The following is a 14,408-nucleotide window of genomic DNA, read 5'->3' on the forward strand; positions in this document are numbered from 1 at the left end:
AGGAGGACTATGTCCTGTCTCTACATACCCAGGCGGGGTTGCCCGCCGATGACGGGGCCAGCGTGATGGCCCACTCTCAGTCAATCAGCGACAAGCTGCTTGAGCGTATCCTTTCCTCACTTTCCGATGACAAGGCCGAAGACGTCGTGCAGATTAACCTGCAAGGTAAGTCTTCTGTTGCGGATCACATGGTGATTGCCTCGGGTCGGTCGACCCGTCAGGTCTCGGCCATGGCGGAAAAGCTGACGGATCGCATCAAGCAGGAATTCGGTTTCACCTCGAAGGTCGAAGGCAAGGATGCCGGCGACTGGGTGCTGATCGATACGGGCGACGTTATCGTCCATATCTTCCGCCCCGAAGTGCGTGAATTCTACCAGCTGGAAAAGATGTGGCTGCCTCAGGGCGGCAGCGCCTCGGCGAACTGAGGCGCTATCCCGGCCTGTATTGAAAGGCCGGAGGCGAGAGAGATATGCGGATTAGCATAGTTGCGGTCGGGCGATTGCGCGCCGGACCCGAGAAGACCCTGCTTGACGATTACCTGACACGCTTTGACCGGACCGGACGCGCTTTGGGCCTTGGTCCTGCGCGGGTGATCGAGGTTGAAGACAAGAAAAACGCTGGAATGGGCGCCGAGGCGACGCTGCTTCGCAAGGCGCTGCCCAAAGGCGCGGTCATCTGTACTCTGGACGAACGGGGCCGTGTGATGTCCTCGCCGGAATTTGCCAAAAAGCTGGGCGGCTGGCGCGATGCCGGGCGGCAAGATTTGGCGCTGATCATCGGCGGGGCAGACGGAATAGACCTTAATCTGCGTGCCGAGGCGGATTTTTCGATCTCATTTGGTTCGATGGTATGGCCCCATATGCTGGTCCGTGTGATGCTGGCCGAGCAACTCTATCGGGCCGCAACCATTTTGTCGGGCGGCCCCTATCACCGGGTCTGATATGGCGCAGCTTTTGATCATTTACCATTCGCGCACCGGCGGGGCCCGGCAAATGGCCGAAGCTGCAGCCAAGGCTGCAGGGGATGAGGCGGATGTGGTTCTGAAACCCGCCGATCAGGCCGGACCCGAAGATTTGTTGCAAGCCGACGGCTATATCTTCTGCGCGCCCGAGAATCTGGCCGCGATTTCGGGTCTGATGAAAGAGTTTTTCGACCGCAGCTATTATCCGGTGCTGGGTCGGATCGAAGGCCGCCCCTATGCGCAGATGATCTGCGCCGGGTCTGATGGCGAAAACGCCGCGCGACAAACCGCCCGCATCGCAACCGGTTGGCGGTTGAAAGAGGTGCAGCCGCCGCTGATCATCTGCACCCATGCGCAAACACCCGAGGCGATTCTGGCCGAGAAAACCATCCCCGACGACCAGCTTGAAAATTGCCGCGAGCTGGGTCTTGCCATGGCCGCCGGTTTGCAGATGGGCGTGTTCTGACTTCAGTTCAGGTCGACCACAAAGGTATTTTTGGCCCAGCCATCCGTATTGGTGCGGGCCTGTACCTGCACTTGCGACGTGCCCGCCGGGATCGCCACACCGCTTAGTGAGCGGGTAAAGGGCTGTTCATTCTCATGCGGGTGATGCAGCACGCGCAGTCCCAGCTCTTTCCCCTCCATATCCAGCACACGCCAGCCATCTGCATAGTCATCCCATCCGGTTTCAGGATGTGAGACGGTCACATCGAATCGCCATGTGCCACCGTTTGATTTCGCGGTGACGGCTTCGATCACGGGGTCATCTGCAAGGGCCGGAGTGGCCAGAAGGGCGCTCAGAACAAGATATCTCATGATATGAACTTAACCTTTTGTGGTGAGCTGAGGGATCACGATCCGGTGTTGAGGAGAATTGTGCGGGAATGCGACGCGAATTCACGCCGATAGAGCATAGCCAGCGTGATCACCGTGCCCGCAATCAGCGCATAGGGGCCCAAGATCCATGCAACAGAAGCCAGCGCAAAATAGGTCGCCCGCAGACCACGATTGAAACTACGCGCGGCGGTGACGCAAATCTCGGCCGCTTGGGCGGCGCGCGGATAGGCGGCGGGCTCTTCAGGGTCATTTGGCACAGCCGCCATCAATACGGCGCAATAGCCAAACAACCGGTGTGCCCAGACATATTTTAGAAAAGCATTCGCCAAAAACAGCAGGATCACAAGAATTTTGACCTCCCACACCAGCGCGGGCGCGGTTCCCAGTGCCAGATCCTGCGCCAGCCCGGCCAGGCGCTCTGTGTTGCCCAGCAGAGCTAGTCCACCCCCGATGGCAATCATCGTGGTTGAGGCAAAGAACGTGCTGCCCTGCCGCATCGTGCCGACGACCTGCGCGTCAAACATGCGCGGCTGACGGGTCACCATTTCTTTCATCCAGTCTCGGCGGTAGTCGTCCATGATCATTCCAACCGAGGGCTTGTTCGGTGACGGGTTTTCGATCCGCCAGCCGATCCCCAGCCACGCGCCGATCAGCAGGGCGATACCGACGAAATCCAACGGTGCGAAGGGCATTGATTGATAAATCCAGGACATGCATTGGACCCTACGTTTTACGGGAAAAACTTGCCAGATCGGAAAATTGGTAATATTATTTTACCAAACTGGAGGATCAGCCATGGAAATGCCGACGCCTAACCCTGACGTTCTGCGCCGAAAGGATGCGGTGTTGCGCCGTTTGCTGCAAGTGCTGCCTGAAGACGCCGTTATTCACGACCCGGCCGAGACGCGCGCTTATGAATGCGACGCGCTGACAGCTTATCGTTGCCCTCCGATGCTGGCGGTGCTGCCGTCTACGACCGGCGAAGTTTCGGACGTGCTGCGCATCTGCAATGAAGAGGGGGTTCCGGTCGTCCCGCGCGGCTCGGGTACTTCGCTGGCGGGTGGGGCGTTGCCCACGGCTGACAGTGTTATTCTGGGCATTGCCCGGATGAACGATGTGTTGGAGACCGACTATGACAACCGCATCATCCGCGTGCAGACCGGCCGCACCAACCTGAGCGTGACCGGCGCGGTGGAGGCGGAAGACTTCTTCTATGCTCCTGATCCTTCATCGCAGCTGGCTTGTGCGATAGCGGGCAATATTGGAATGAATTCGGGCGGGGCGCATTGTTTGAAATATGGTGTGACCACAAATAATCTGTTGGGCGTCAAAATGGTGATGATGGACGGCAGCGTGGTCGAGATCGGCGGCGCGCATCTGGACGCGGGCGGGTTGGACCTGCTGGGCGTGATCTGTGGTTCGGAAGGGCAGTTAGGCGTTGTGACCGAGGCAACGTTGCGAATTCTGCGAAAGCCCGAGGGTGCGCGGCCCGTGCTGATGGGGTTCGATGATAACGAAGTCGCCGGACAATGTGTCTCTGACATTATTAAATCGGGCATTCTGCCGGTGGCGATCGAATTCATGGATACACTGTGCATCAAGGCGTGTGAGAATTTTGCGCAGGCGGGCTATCCCGATTGCCATGCTTTGCTGATTGTCGAGGTCGAAGGATCAGAGGCCGAGATCGACTATCAGCTGTCCAAAATCATAGAGATTGCCAAGCGTCACAATCCGGTCGAGCTGCGCGAAAGTCAGTCGGCTGAGGAAAGCGCGAAAATCTGGTTGGGCCGAAAATCCGCCTTTGGCGCGATGGGGCAGATGAACGATTACATGTGCCTCGATGGGACGATCCCAGTTTCTGCCTTGCCGCAGGTACTGCGCCGTATCGGAGAGCTGAGCGAGGAATATGGCCTTCCGGTGGGCAACGTATTCCACGCGGGCGACGGCAATATGCACCCGCTGATTCTGTTTGATGCCAACAAGCCTGGCGATCTTGAGAAATGCGAGGCGTTCGGCGCGGAAATCCTGAAGCTGTGCGTGGATGTGGGTGGCTGCCTGACCGGCGAGCATGGTGTGGGCATCGAAAAGCGGGATCTGATGTCGCATCAATACGCGCCAGCGGACCTTGAAGCGCAGATGGCCGTCAAGGATGTGTTTGATCCGAACTGGTTGCTGAACCCGGCCAAGGTGTTCCCGCTGGATGTGTCTGAGGCGCGCCGGATTGCAGCCGAGTAAGGGGGCGCTGCCCCCATCGCGGCAAGCCGCGATTCCCCCGAGGTATTTTTGAACAGAAGAAATGTCATGAGACCTGAAACAGAGGCCGAACTGGCCGAAATAGTGGCCGGGCTGCAGGGCCCCGTGCGAATTGCCGGTGGTGGATCCCGCGGGATCGGCGGGCCCGAGATGACCATCGAAACCGGCGGACTGAGCGGTATTTCCCTGTATGAGCCGGGTGCGCTGACGATTGTGGCGCAGGCCGGTACTCCGGTGGCCGAGGTCGAGGCGGCGTTAGAGGCCGGAGGGCAGCAATTGGCGTTTGAACCGATGGATCATCGCGGTCTGTTGGGCACGAATGGTGCGCCGACCATTGGCGGTGTCGTGGCCGCTAATATCTCAGGCCCGCGCCGCATTCAGGCCGGGGCTTGCCGTGATTTCCTGTTGGGCGTGCGATATGTCGATGGCAAGGGCCATGTGGTCAAGAATGGCGGGCGGGTGATGAAAAACGTCACCGGCTATGATCTTGTCAAACTGATGGGCGGGTCATGGGGCACGTTGGGTGTTCTGACCGAAGTGTCGCTGAAAGTGCTGCCCAAGCCAGAGGCGGTGGCGACATTGGCCTTGCGCGCTGATGATGTCAGCGCGGCTGTTGCGGTGATGTCAGCGGCGTTGAAATCCCCGTTCGAAGTGTCGGGTGCGGCCTATGACCCGCAAGAGATGCGGGTTCTTCTGAGGGTCGAAGGGTTCACGGACTCTGTCGCCTATCGTGTTGAGCAGTTGAAATCGACATTGGCCGTTTTCGGAGAGATTGCTGAGATCGATGGCTCGGTCGAGCGGTGGCAGGCCATTCGGGACGTATCTGCGTTTCATGGTGTGGATGGGGATGTGTGGCGGATTTCGGTCAAACCTTCGGATGCGACCGGGATTGCGCAGCGGATTGGAGCGGATCGAACCCTCTATGACTGGGGCGGCGGGCTGATCTGGGCGCTGGTGCCCAAAGGCACGGACCTGCGCGCACGCGTCGGCGCATTTGACGGTCACGCGACCTTGGTCAGAGCAAATGCGGAAACGATTGAGGTCCTGGGGCGTTTTCAGCCGGAAAGCCCCGGAGTTCAGGCTCTGACAAAGGGCATTCGACAGCGTTTCGACCCGCGCGGGTTGTTCAACCCGGGTCTGATGGGGTAAACAGATGCAGACAATATTCACTGAAAAACAACTGCAAGACCCGGCGATTCAGCGCTCGAACGAGATCCTGCGCAACTGCGTCCATTGCGGGTTTTGCACCGCCACATGCCCCACCTATCAGGTGCTGGGCGATGAGCTGGACAGCCCGCGCGGGCGGATTTACCTGATCAAGGACATGCTGGAAAACGAGCGTGTGCCGGATGAGAAAACGGTCAAACATATCGACCGCTGCCTGTCCTGTCTGGCCTGCATGACCACGTGCCCGTCCGGTGTGCATTACATGCATCTGGTCGATCACGCGCGTGAATATATCGAACAGAATTACAAACGGCCCTTCACCGACCGCGCCCTGCGCTGGGTGCTGGCGCAGATTCTGCCCTATCCGATGCGGTTCCGCTGGGCTTTGATCGGGGCTAAGCTGGGCCGTCCGTTCAAATTCCTGATGCCAGATGCGCGGTTGCGGGCGATGCTGGATATGGCGCCAAAACATATCCCTCCGGTCAGTCGCAACGACGATCCGCAGAGCTTTGCCCCAAACGGTGCGCGCAAAAAGCGTGTGGCGCTGATGACAGGATGTGCGCAAAAGGCGCTGAACACTGATATCAACGATGCAACCATCCGTTTGCTGACCCGGCTGGGGTGTGAGGTTGTCGTGGCCGAAGGTGCGGGCTGTTGTGGGGCGCTGACGCATCATATGGGCAAGTCCGATGACAGCCACAAAGCAGCCGCTGCCAATATCCGCGCTTGGGTGGCCGAGATGGACGGGGATGGGTTGGATGCCATCGTCATCAACACTTCGGGCTGTGGGACGACCGTGAAGGATTACGGGCACATGTTCCGCAATGACGCGTTGGCCAAAGATGCGGCGCGGGTGTCGGAGATTGCCATGGATATCAGCGAGCTACTGATGCAGCTGGATATGCCCGAAGGCGGCGAAAAGGGTCTGACTGTGGCCTATCACGCAGCCTGTTCGTTGCAGCATGGTCAGAAAATCAAAACCTATCCCAAGGACCTTTTGAAACGTGCGGGGTTTACTGTGGTCGAACCTGCGGACAGCCATCTGTGCTGTGGCAGCGCCGGAACCTACAACCTGATGCAGCCTGAGATTTCCGGGAAACTCAAACAACGCAAGGTCAGGACGCTGGAGGCTGGTAACCCTGATGTGATTGCCGCAGGCAACATCGGATGTATGATGCAGATCGGATCGGCTACCGAGGTTCCGATTCTGCACACGGTCGAGTTGTTGGACTGGACGACCGGAGGGCCCCTGCCAAGGGCCATGCAGCAGGACCACAGGCCGGACCGCGAGGTGCCGATCTTAAGGTAGGTGTCTGAAGACGACTACGGTCGCGTTCAGATCCCGGCTGTCAAGCGAGCGCCCTAATTTCGCCTTACGCACTGCGTAGGAGGATAAGTCGAAGCTACGCCGGAGAACCGCTTGCGAAACTGGATCAAGGTCTTAGCACTGGCGCTGATGCCCATGGCCGCAATGGCTCAGGATTCAAGGTTGAAAAGCCTGGAAACCACCGATGCCGGGCGCGCGTGGATGGCTGTTGGGCGGCTGGATATCGGCGGTGCCGGGTTTTGCACAGGCACCCTGATTTCGCCGACTATTGTACTGACCGCCGCGCATTGTTTGTTTGACAAGGTTACTGGCCAACGCGTGGACTTGTCAGATGTCGAGTTTCTAGCCGCATGGCGCTTGGGTCGAGCGTCGGCCTATCGGGCGGCGCGGCGAGCTGTCATTCATCCCGAATACCAGTTTGGCGAGGACTCCACTGCCCGGATTGGCAGCGATATCGCGCTGGTCGAGCTGTGGCAACCGATCCGCAACACCACCGTCATCCCGTTTGAAACCGGCGCACGCCCGGCGCGAGGGGAAGAGGTTGGCGTGGTCTCATACGCGCAGGACAGGGCTGAAGCGCCATCGTTGCAAGAGGTCTGCTCGGTCATGACCCGACGTTCGGACGTTTTGGTGATGTCCTGTGATGTGGAATTCGGCGCGTCCGGGGCGCCTGTGTTTTCATTCGAAGGCGACCGCCCGCGCATCGTCTCGGTCGTGGCTGCCAAGGCCGAATTCAATGGCCAACGCGTGGCCGTGGGCACAACGGTCGAGGATTCACTGGATGTTCTGCACCGTGAATTATCCGCCGGGCGCGGGTTCATCGCCGACACGCCGCCAGGGGCGGCCCGCAACAATGTGGGTGCGAGGTTTGTCAAACCGTGACGCGTATTCTTGCGACCCTATTGTGTCTGCTGGTGATGGCGACAACCGCAAGCGCCCAAAGTGCCAAGCGCAAGCTGACCGACCGGGAAGACCTCTATGGTTGGGAAGCGGTCGGGCGTCTGGATATCGGAACCCAAGGCTTTTGCACTGGCACCCTGATCGCGCAGGACATTGTACTGACCGCCGCGCATTGTGCGCTGGATAGGGCAACGGGCCGACCCTATGCGCCGGGGCAGGTGACGTTCCGCGCGGGTCTAAGTCAGGGGCAATCGCTGGCAGACCGAAAGGTTGTACAGATCGCAGTTCATCCCGACTATGCCAAGCATCCATCGCTTTCGAATGCTGGCGTTCGGGCCGACGTTGCCCTGATGAAGCTGGAACAACCGATCCCTCTTTCCATTGCGGACCCTTTTGCCTTGCACAGCGGGCGTGTGACGGGGGGTGAGGTCAGCCTGGCCTCGTACGGGCGGGGTCGATCCGAGGCGATTACCCGCGAACGGTCCTGCGATATTCTGCAAAGAGTGCAGGGGCTAATCCTGTTTAACTGCGATATCACCTTTGGGTCTTCGGGCTCGGCCCTGATGGCGCGCAAAGGGTCGCGCTGGCAGATTCTGTCGGTGGTTTCGGCGGTTGGCGCAGTTAATGGCCGCAAGGTTGGGTTTGGCATGGAACTGGCCGGAATTGTCTCGGATCTGAAGGCCGATCTGCGCCGCGACGCACCGCAGCCCAAAGCCTCGATCAATCGTCTACAGGTCGGGTCGGGCAAGTCCAATTCCGGTGCGAAATTCATCAGCCCCGGCGGGGGTTGAACTCGGCCAAATCGTTACCCATGTGAACTGTATCGGGTCGCCACGAACGGGGCCTGATACAGCAAACCGCCCGTCCGAACCGGAGGGCATATCGTAGATCGCTCAGACTTGAGGATATGACACATGCGAACTTTTGATTTTGCTCCGCTGCACCGCGCAACCATTGGCTTTGACCAGATCGCCGACATGATGGATCGCGTTCTGACCAATGACGTGGCTCAGCCCAGCTATCCGCCTTATAACATCGAAAAAACCGACGCTGACGCCTATCGGATTTCCGTCGCTGTCGCCGGTTTCGCCGAGGCCGATCTGTCGGTCGAGGTGAAGGAAAATGCCCTGATCGTGGCCGGCAAGAAAGCCGCCGAGGACAAGGACCGCTCCTACCTGCACCGTGGCATTGCCACCCGCGCGTTCGAGCGCCGCTTTGCGCTGGCCGACCACGTGCGCGTCACCGGTGCCAGCCACGAGAACGGCATGTTGAACATCGACCTCAAACGCGAGGTGCCCGAAGCGCTCAAACCGCGCCGGATACAGATTTCGTCTGGTCAGGCCATCGAAAAGGACGTGGTTGACGCCAAAGCCGTGAACTAAGGCCGTCCGACCACCGCGATAGTCCTGCCTCTCGGGGCTATCGCAGACTGCACGCCCCGCGTTCCTCCAGACGCGGGGCGTTGTTCCCCAAACCAATATCGACCCTGCGCAATAGTGCAGAGGTTGAATGTTCAACGAGCTACTTGAACCCAGCCGTCTTGATCTGGGTCAGTTCCTTGGTGGGTAGGGGTTCGTTGGGTCTTACATGACCAAAAGTAAGGACAATTGAGTGCGAGTGAATGGAAGGAATCTGAAATGAAGAAAGTAACTGTATCTTGCTTGCTTGTGGGCACGCTTGCGTTAGCGGCGTGCGGGGCGCCAACGACACCAACACAGGCCCAGGTCCAGCACGATGCGCGTTGCGCAGCAGGTATTTTGGGCGGCGCGGCTCTTGGTGGCGTTGTCGGTAATCGCTTCGGCGGCGGATCAGGCCAAACACTGGCGACTGCGGCAGGTGCCGGACTTGGAATGTATGCAGGTCAGTCGGCTTGCAACTGACGAAAAGTTACATGCTGAACAGTTTAGCGCCGCGCAGGTAATGCGCGGCGCTTTTAATTTAGGAATATGTGCTTCAGTTCCCAGCCGTCACCTGTCCGATCGACCAGAACATCGTCTCGCCCGAGGCATCGTCGACGCCGTCATTGTCGGTCATCACGAAAGCCTCGCCCGAAGGCAGGATGGCCAGACCTTCGATCTTGTCCAGCACGTAGCCGCCCGTTGAGGTCAGGTCTGGCAGCAGGTCGCGGACCTCTTCCTTGGTGACCACTGGCAGCTCACCACCCAGCGGGGCAGGGGTCATTTCTGACAGCGGGATGCGATAGATCTTTTTGGTCACGGCACGGTGGTCATGCTGGTTGTCGCGCTCGATCACATAGACATGGTCGCCGAAGGCCACGATTTCCGACAGACCGACCCATCCAGTGTCCGGGTCTACCTTGGGATAGTGGACTGCGCCCCATTCCTGTGTCTCAAGGTTGTAAGCCACCAGTTTGACGTGGTTTTCCGGATCGTCCTTCCATTCACGCTGAACAGCCATCCACAGAGTGTCACCGACGCGGGTGATGCCTTCGAAGCCGAAACGTTTCTCGACTGCCATCAGTTCGGCAGGCAGGCCGATCTCACCCTTGCGGTCCTTGATCAGACCATCTGCGCTGACGTGATAGATCGCGTGCGGGATAACACGGTCGGTGCGGCCTTCGGAGGCCACGTAGAACCCGCCGTTGCCGTCCAGCGTGATACCTTCAAGGTCCAGTTTCTGTGCCGGATTGCCGTCCTGACGGTGGATGCGGATGACGTCAACGATGCGGGCGGGCTGCTGGCTGGGGTCGATCTTGAAGATCGAGGGCTGGAAGCCGTAAAAGCTGTCATTGACCGCATAGATCATGCCGTCTTCATCCGCGACCAGACCGGACAGCGCACCCCATCCAATCAGCTCATCCGCGCCTTCCGATGTCAGGTGCGGGTAGGCGGCGGGCGCATCCTGATATTCGAAGATCGACACATGTGCACGCGGGCCACCATCTTCGATCAGGTCTTTTTCGTTGGCCGAGATCAGCAGGTTCCGCTCGGGGATCGCCACATAGCCTTCCGGTCCAACGCCTGATGGCAACAGTTGTTTCAGAACCGGGTTCGCGGGGTCAGTGGCGTCATAGACACCCACGACCGAGGCGCGCTCCGCCCCGACAAAGATCATCGGCGTCCCGCCAAAGGTGGCTGCGGTCACGCTTTCCGGCTCAACGCCTTTGCTGTCCGAGCGTTTGTCGGGGTAGTGCCCGATTTGGATGATCGCTTTCTCGAACTCGGTGCCGTTCTCATACACAACGGTGCCGTCCTTGTGGAAGATCGTCCAACCACGCGAGCCGCCCTCATAGTCGCCTTCATTGGCGGTGGCGAAGTGGTTGTCGTCGATCCATTTCACCGCGTCGGGTTCACGCAGGCGGCCCGGCTGGCTTTCGGTGAAGATTAGCGCGCCACGTTCATCGGTGGCATCGATGCCTTCCAGATCCACGCTGCCGGCCGAGAAATGGCTGATCACGGTGCCATCTTTGGCAATAACCGCCATGTGGTTATTTTCTTGCAGGGTGACGACGGTTTCACCCAAGCTGTTTATGTCCACGAACTCGGGCTCGGGGTCGGTCGGCGCAACCTCGGCCAAACCGGTCAGCGAGGCCATTTTCATGCCCGCACAATCCAGCGCGCCATCTTTCAATGGCACCAGAGCCAGCTCACCTGCAGGTAGCTGTGGGATGAAACCGTCGTTCAGATCTTCGTCACGCTCATTCTCAATGGCGACGGCGACAAAGCTGGCATCCGGGGCGATTGCGACGCTGTCAGGCTGACCGCCCAGATCACAAGCGCCGGTTTGCGCTTTGCCCGCAATATCGACCGAGATCAGCTTGCCCGAGGGTGCGGTGTAGCTGTCCGACGTGTTCACGCCAACAAAAGCCGTCGAGCCAACGATTCCAACTGAGGTTGGCTCGCCACCCACCTCCATCGCACCCAAAGGTGCCGGGTTCGCCGGGTCGGCGATGTCGACCATACCGATTACGCCCAGCGGGCTGTCGGTATAGACCAGCGTCATGCCATCTGCAGTCGCCGCGATAATCTCAGGCGAGGTTTCGCGGTTCATATCCGCACCCTCAGCCATGTTCTTCACAACTGGAAATGACGCAATTCGGTTGAAATTCATCTCTGCCACGGCCTGACCGGCGGTCAGGGCCAAGGCAGATGTCAGACAGACACAGCGCAATGACATCGGTTGGTATCCTCTCTTGCTTAGTTGCAAGGGGGGATGGACGTGGTTCATTACGCTGGCGTGACGGTTTTGTTTCAAATTGGTGACAAGATGGGCTGCCTTCTTGCTGCCGCGATGCGTTTGTTCGTTTCAGGTCGCGCCCAGATTGCAGGGTCTATCTTTTGCCATGTATTTTTGCCAGTCTTTGCAGGAATTTTCCGCCCAAGGGGATGTAAATAGGCGTAACATTGCCTATCTTATTGGGGATTTTAACAAAAAAAGGGATAGCAGATGTCGAACCATCAATTTGACGCCTTGATCGAAGAAACGCAGACGAAAGTGCGTGAAAGCCAGTCGCAGATCGAAAGCCTGACCTCGCGGATTGACGCGGCGCGGGCCAAGATTGGCACGGCCGAGGCAGATATCGACATCGAAAACGCCACGCTTGAAGACGTACATGCCCATACCGAGGTGATGAACGCCAATATTGCTGAGCTGATTATGGGGCTGGATGACGTCACCAACGCGTTCTCCAAGGATTTCGACGAGATGCGCTCGAAAACCGGGTGGGAGAGCTTTGTGGGCATTTTCGCCAAAGCCAAGTCCGAGTCGATGCGGCAGGAACGGATGCGCACCGCCAATATCGACGACAAGCTGCAGGACCTGATCGCCAAATCGGACGTGATCGTAAAGCTGTTGGAAGGGCAGCTGTCCGTGCTGGAAGAACAGCGAGTGAACGTCGAAAACAACCTGACCGGCACTCTGGACGACCGTGAGGCCACCGTGGCCGAGCTGGAATCGCTGCGGGCCGAGATTCAGGGTATGGACCCGACCATTATCACTCTGGAAAACAAGATCAGCGTCGAACAGGACGCCGCTGCGCGGACCCAGTTAGAGACTGAATTGGCCGAGCTGAACAAGCAATACAACGCCAAGGTTCAGGAGGAACAGGTCAAGCTGGCCAAATCGCAAACGCTGGAGCGCTATATCGAAAAGGGCAAAACCTGGGTCGATTCACTGCAAAACCAGGCGGCGACGCAGATGGTGCTGATCAACAAGCTGCAGACAGACACGCAACAGCGCGTGGTGCTGTATGACGCCCTGACCAAATCGCTGAAAACCGCGCAGCAGCAGGACGTGGCCCACCGCATCAACGAGATCGGCGTGCAGACGGACCAAGAGGCGCAGACTGCGATGGCCGCCATCGGCACCGCGACCAACCAGAAAATGGCCGACATGCTTGAGGCGCACGAAGGCCACATGGTCTTTGCCCGCGATGTGCTGGAGAAAAAGGCCAAGGCGGATGAGCGCTTTGCCCGCCGGTTTGCCTCGATTGTCGAGAAGCATGATAAGAATTTGTATGGGGGTTCTTGAGGGTCACCGTTGTGACTAAACACACCAATAACCGTAATACATCGGGTCTTGCGCGCAGGGACATTCAGCTTCCCGCATGGGTAGAGAATGCGATGATCCTGCGCTGGTTCGCTATCGGCCTTGGCGTAATTTTCTACTGGATCACGGAGTCCCTTTGGGCTCCGGCTATTGGGATCGCAGTGTTCGCAGGGATCGGGCACTTGGTCTATCTAATTTACAAAAAGGAAGACCCGGTTTCGGCCGAAATCGCGTTCCACAATGACACTGATGGGTATCACTCAGGAGACGCGGATGGGGACGGAGACGGTGGAGACTAATGGAGACTAACCCCACCAAAGACCATGTCGGCCTGACTGACACCTTCGCCTCGCGCCGATATTTCCGCAAATTCGAGGTGATCTCCGTCCACCTCCTGCGCGTGGCCGCGACGATGGAGGCGGAGGGCGCCATCAGCAAGCAAGAGGTGCGGATCGTGTCGCGCTACCTTTCGGGGCTGCTCTACACCTTTAGGGCGCTCAGCATGAAATACCTGCTGGTCGGTCGCGATACGGGGCGGTTCTTTGGCAGCCTCGCCATGGACAAGCGCGACAGCGGGTTTCCGGTGTCGGCCGAATTGCTGACCATGGCCAACGACGCGCAGCAGGCGAAGGTGCATCTGGCGAATATGCCCTCGGAAGACGATCTGAAAACCGACATGGTGCGGACGATCATTGGCGACCGGGAAATTCCGACCAAGCTGCAGTTCGCGCTGTCTCAAAGGCTCTATTACGAGGAATTGCTGAAAGGTCAGTTGTTCTGGTCCCGCAACGATCCCGAGTGCCACTGGATTGGAAATGAGGGTGAGCGGCGCAAGTTCCTGATCCATTGGGCGGTCTATGGCAGCCAGATCAACCTGCCGGTCATCTACATGATGCAGGTGGAGGACAGTGGCAGGACAGCTCTGCCCAAAGACCAACGCCGCTGGCCCGAGGTGCAGGCGCATCTGATGGCGCAATCCTTGGGCGGGTTGAAGCTGGTGACGATTGCCAAAGGGTTCGATCAGGATTTCGACGATCTGCACCCCAAGCACCTGCGCCGCATCCATGTGGGGCCGATGTATTCCTCGGCCTATACCGAGCAATCCGGTCCCTTGCGGCAAGTGCTGGAGGACGCTCAGGCCCCCGAGGGTCAGGATTGGGCGCTGGCCTGGACCACCGAGGAACTGGAGAGCGAGGACGTTTTCGAGGAACGCGCGGGGTGGTTCTCGACCGTTGAGCGCGAAATTTTTGCTTTGGATCCGTTTGGCGCGCAAGGGGCCGAGACTGGGGCCACGCGCACGCAGCGGTCGATTATCCTGCCTCAGCGCCCGTTTCAGGTTCTGGCAGAGCGCGACCCGCCGGGCTTTGGTGACGTGCGCAAATTCGTTGTCAGCAAGACGGGGCAAGTGTTGCGCTATTAGATTTTTTGCCTCCGGCGGAGGTATTTTTGAACAGA

The 14,408-nt window shown here is 58.8% G+C and carries 16 protein-coding genes; 13 read left to right on the forward strand and 3 right to left on the reverse strand.

All coding sequences use genetic code 11. From position 1 onward, the window contains the following. The first annotated feature begins 65 nt into the window (after positions 1-65). The 3 genes from rsfS to ACR3E7_RS14630 are packed head-to-tail and all read left to right on the forward strand — an operon-like array spanning position 66 to position 1,427. Complete coding sequence (rsfS, locus tag ACR3E7_RS14620; protein ID WP_058276550.1) at positions 66-425, forward strand: ribosome silencing factor; 360 nt, start codon at positions 66-68, stop codon at positions 423-425. A 44-nt stretch (positions 426-469) separates the two neighbouring features. After that, complete coding sequence (gene rlmH, locus ACR3E7_RS14625; protein WP_480504210.1) at positions 470-940, forward strand: 23S rRNA (pseudouridine(1915)-N(3))-methyltransferase RlmH; 471 nt, start codon at positions 470-472, stop codon at positions 938-940. A gap of 1 nt (position 941) precedes the next feature. Further along, positions 942-1,427 (forward strand): flavodoxin family protein, encoded by a 486-nt coding sequence (locus tag ACR3E7_RS14630; RefSeq protein WP_170771071.1) that lies wholly within the window; start codon positions 942-944, stop codon positions 1,425-1,427. Between the two features lie 2 nt (positions 1,428-1,429). Here the strand turns inward: ACR3E7_RS14630 and ACR3E7_RS14635 are convergent, their stop codons facing one another. Beyond that, positions 1,430-1,777 carry a hypothetical protein gene (locus tag ACR3E7_RS14635; protein WP_170786363.1) on the reverse strand — a complete coding sequence of 116 codons (348 nt, stop codon included), beginning with the start codon at positions 1,775-1,777 and terminating at the stop codon, positions 1,430-1,432. Positions 1,778-1,812: 35 nt separating this feature from the next. Next, positions 1,813-2,511: a DUF599 domain-containing protein gene (locus ACR3E7_RS14640; RefSeq protein ID WP_170786365.1), complete on the reverse strand. Its 699-nt coding sequence runs from the start codon at positions 2,509-2,511 to the stop codon at positions 1,813-1,815. Positions 2,512-2,593: 82 nt separating this feature from the next. On the opposite strand from ACR3E7_RS14640, the gene ACR3E7_RS14645 reads away from it, so the two are divergent. The 7 genes from ACR3E7_RS14645 to ACR3E7_RS14675 all read left to right on the forward strand — a co-directional run bounded on the left by ACR3E7_RS14645 (position 2,594) and on the right by ACR3E7_RS14675 (position 9,325). After that, on the forward strand, positions 2,594-4,033 hold the full coding sequence (locus tag ACR3E7_RS14645; RefSeq protein ID WP_480504209.1) for an FAD-linked oxidase C-terminal domain-containing protein: 1,440 nt from the start codon (positions 2,594-2,596) through the stop codon (positions 4,031-4,033). Between the two features lie 66 nt (positions 4,034-4,099). Beyond that, positions 4,100-5,200, forward strand: coding sequence for an FAD-binding protein (locus ACR3E7_RS14650; protein WP_170790120.1), 1,101 nt, complete (start codon positions 4,100-4,102; stop codon positions 5,198-5,200). A 4-nt stretch (positions 5,201-5,204) separates the two neighbouring features. Then, complete coding sequence (gene glcF / locus ACR3E7_RS14655; RefSeq protein ID WP_480504208.1) at positions 5,205-6,527, forward strand: glycolate oxidase subunit GlcF; 1,323 nt, start codon at positions 5,205-5,207, stop codon at positions 6,525-6,527. Between the two features lie 111 nt (positions 6,528-6,638). Then, on the forward strand, positions 6,639-7,427 hold the full coding sequence (locus ACR3E7_RS14660; protein WP_237217300.1) for a trypsin-like serine peptidase: 789 nt from the start codon (positions 6,639-6,641) through the stop codon (positions 7,425-7,427). Further along, entirely contained in the window at positions 7,424-8,236 is an 813-nt protein-coding gene (locus tag ACR3E7_RS14665; protein ID WP_480504207.1) for a trypsin-like serine peptidase, read from the forward strand. The genes ACR3E7_RS14660 and ACR3E7_RS14665 overlap by 4 nt, the downstream gene beginning before the upstream one ends. 123 nt (positions 8,237-8,359) lie before the next feature. Continuing rightward, positions 8,360-8,827, forward strand: a complete 468-nt coding sequence (locus tag ACR3E7_RS14670; protein ID WP_170771055.1) for an Hsp20 family protein — start codon at positions 8,360-8,362, stop codon at positions 8,825-8,827. Between the two features lie 255 nt (positions 8,828-9,082). Further along, the gene (locus ACR3E7_RS14675) at positions 9,083-9,325 is read left to right on the forward strand and encodes a glycine zipper 2TM domain-containing protein (RefSeq protein WP_170771051.1); all 243 of its coding nucleotides are present in this window, start codon (positions 9,083-9,085) and stop codon (positions 9,323-9,325) included. 73 nt (positions 9,326-9,398) lie between these two features. Here ACR3E7_RS14675 and ACR3E7_RS14680 read toward each other — a convergent pair whose 3' ends face one another. Beyond that, positions 9,399-11,582 (reverse strand): esterase-like activity of phytase family protein, encoded by a 2,184-nt coding sequence (locus tag ACR3E7_RS14680; protein ID WP_480504206.1) that lies wholly within the window; start codon positions 11,580-11,582, stop codon positions 9,399-9,401. A gap of 270 nt (positions 11,583-11,852) precedes the next feature. On the opposite strand from ACR3E7_RS14680, the gene ACR3E7_RS14685 reads away from it, so the two are divergent. The 3 genes from ACR3E7_RS14685 to ACR3E7_RS14695 are packed head-to-tail and all read left to right on the forward strand — an operon-like array spanning position 11,853 to position 14,373. After that, a complete protein-coding gene (locus tag ACR3E7_RS14685; protein ID WP_480504205.1) occupies positions 11,853-12,935 on the forward strand; it encodes a hypothetical protein in 1,083 nt (360 codons plus the stop codon). Positions 12,936-12,946: 11 nt separating this feature from the next. Further along, on the forward strand, positions 12,947-13,252 hold the full coding sequence (locus ACR3E7_RS14690) for a hypothetical protein (RefSeq protein ID WP_480504204.1): 306 nt from the start codon (positions 12,947-12,949) through the stop codon (positions 13,250-13,252). After that, positions 13,252-14,373, forward strand: a complete 1,122-nt coding sequence (locus ACR3E7_RS14695; RefSeq protein ID WP_480504203.1) for a hypothetical protein — start codon at positions 13,252-13,254, stop codon at positions 14,371-14,373. The genes ACR3E7_RS14690 and ACR3E7_RS14695 overlap by 1 nt, the downstream gene beginning before the upstream one ends. The last annotated feature ends 35 nt before the right edge of the window (positions 14,374-14,408 follow it).

Source organism: Ruegeria sp. BK1 (genome assembly GCF_056535645.1).

What these genes read in the sequence shown, in the direction of transcription:
- rsfS (WP_058276550.1), top strand. Translation starts at nt 66, where the DNA reads ATGGCCCACTCTCAGTCAATCAGCGACAAGCTGCTTGAGCGTATCCTT.
- rlmH (WP_480504210.1), top strand. Translation starts at nt 470, where the DNA reads ATGCGGATTAGCATAGTTGCGGTCGGGCGATTGCGCGCCGGACCCGAG.
- ACR3E7_RS14630 (WP_170771071.1), top strand. Translation starts at nt 942, where the DNA reads ATGGCGCAGCTTTTGATCATTTACCATTCGCGCACCGGCGGGGCCCGG.
- ACR3E7_RS14635 (WP_170786363.1), bottom strand. Translation starts at nt 1,777, where the DNA reads ATGAGATATCTTGTTCTGAGCGCCCTTCTGGCCACTCCGGCCCTTGCA.
- ACR3E7_RS14640 (WP_170786365.1), bottom strand. Translation starts at nt 2,511, where the DNA reads ATGTCCTGGATTTATCAATCAATGCCCTTCGCACCGTTGGATTTCGTC.
- ACR3E7_RS14645 (WP_480504209.1), top strand. Translation starts at nt 2,594, where the DNA reads ATGGAAATGCCGACGCCTAACCCTGACGTTCTGCGCCGAAAGGATGCG.
- ACR3E7_RS14650 (WP_170790120.1), top strand. Translation starts at nt 4,100, where the DNA reads ATGAGACCTGAAACAGAGGCCGAACTGGCCGAAATAGTGGCCGGGCTG.
- glcF (WP_480504208.1), top strand. Translation starts at nt 5,205, where the DNA reads ATGCAGACAATATTCACTGAAAAACAACTGCAAGACCCGGCGATTCAG.
- ACR3E7_RS14670 (WP_170771055.1), top strand. Translation starts at nt 8,360, where the DNA reads ATGCGAACTTTTGATTTTGCTCCGCTGCACCGCGCAACCATTGGCTTT.
- ACR3E7_RS14675 (WP_170771051.1), top strand. Translation starts at nt 9,083, where the DNA reads ATGAAGAAAGTAACTGTATCTTGCTTGCTTGTGGGCACGCTTGCGTTA.
- ACR3E7_RS14680 (WP_480504206.1), bottom strand. Translation starts at nt 11,582, where the DNA reads ATGTCATTGCGCTGTGTCTGTCTGACATCTGCCTTGGCCCTGACCGCC.
- ACR3E7_RS14685 (WP_480504205.1), top strand. Translation starts at nt 11,853, where the DNA reads ATGTCGAACCATCAATTTGACGCCTTGATCGAAGAAACGCAGACGAAA.
- ACR3E7_RS14695 (WP_480504203.1), top strand. Translation starts at nt 13,252, where the DNA reads ATGGAGACTAACCCCACCAAAGACCATGTCGGCCTGACTGACACCTTC.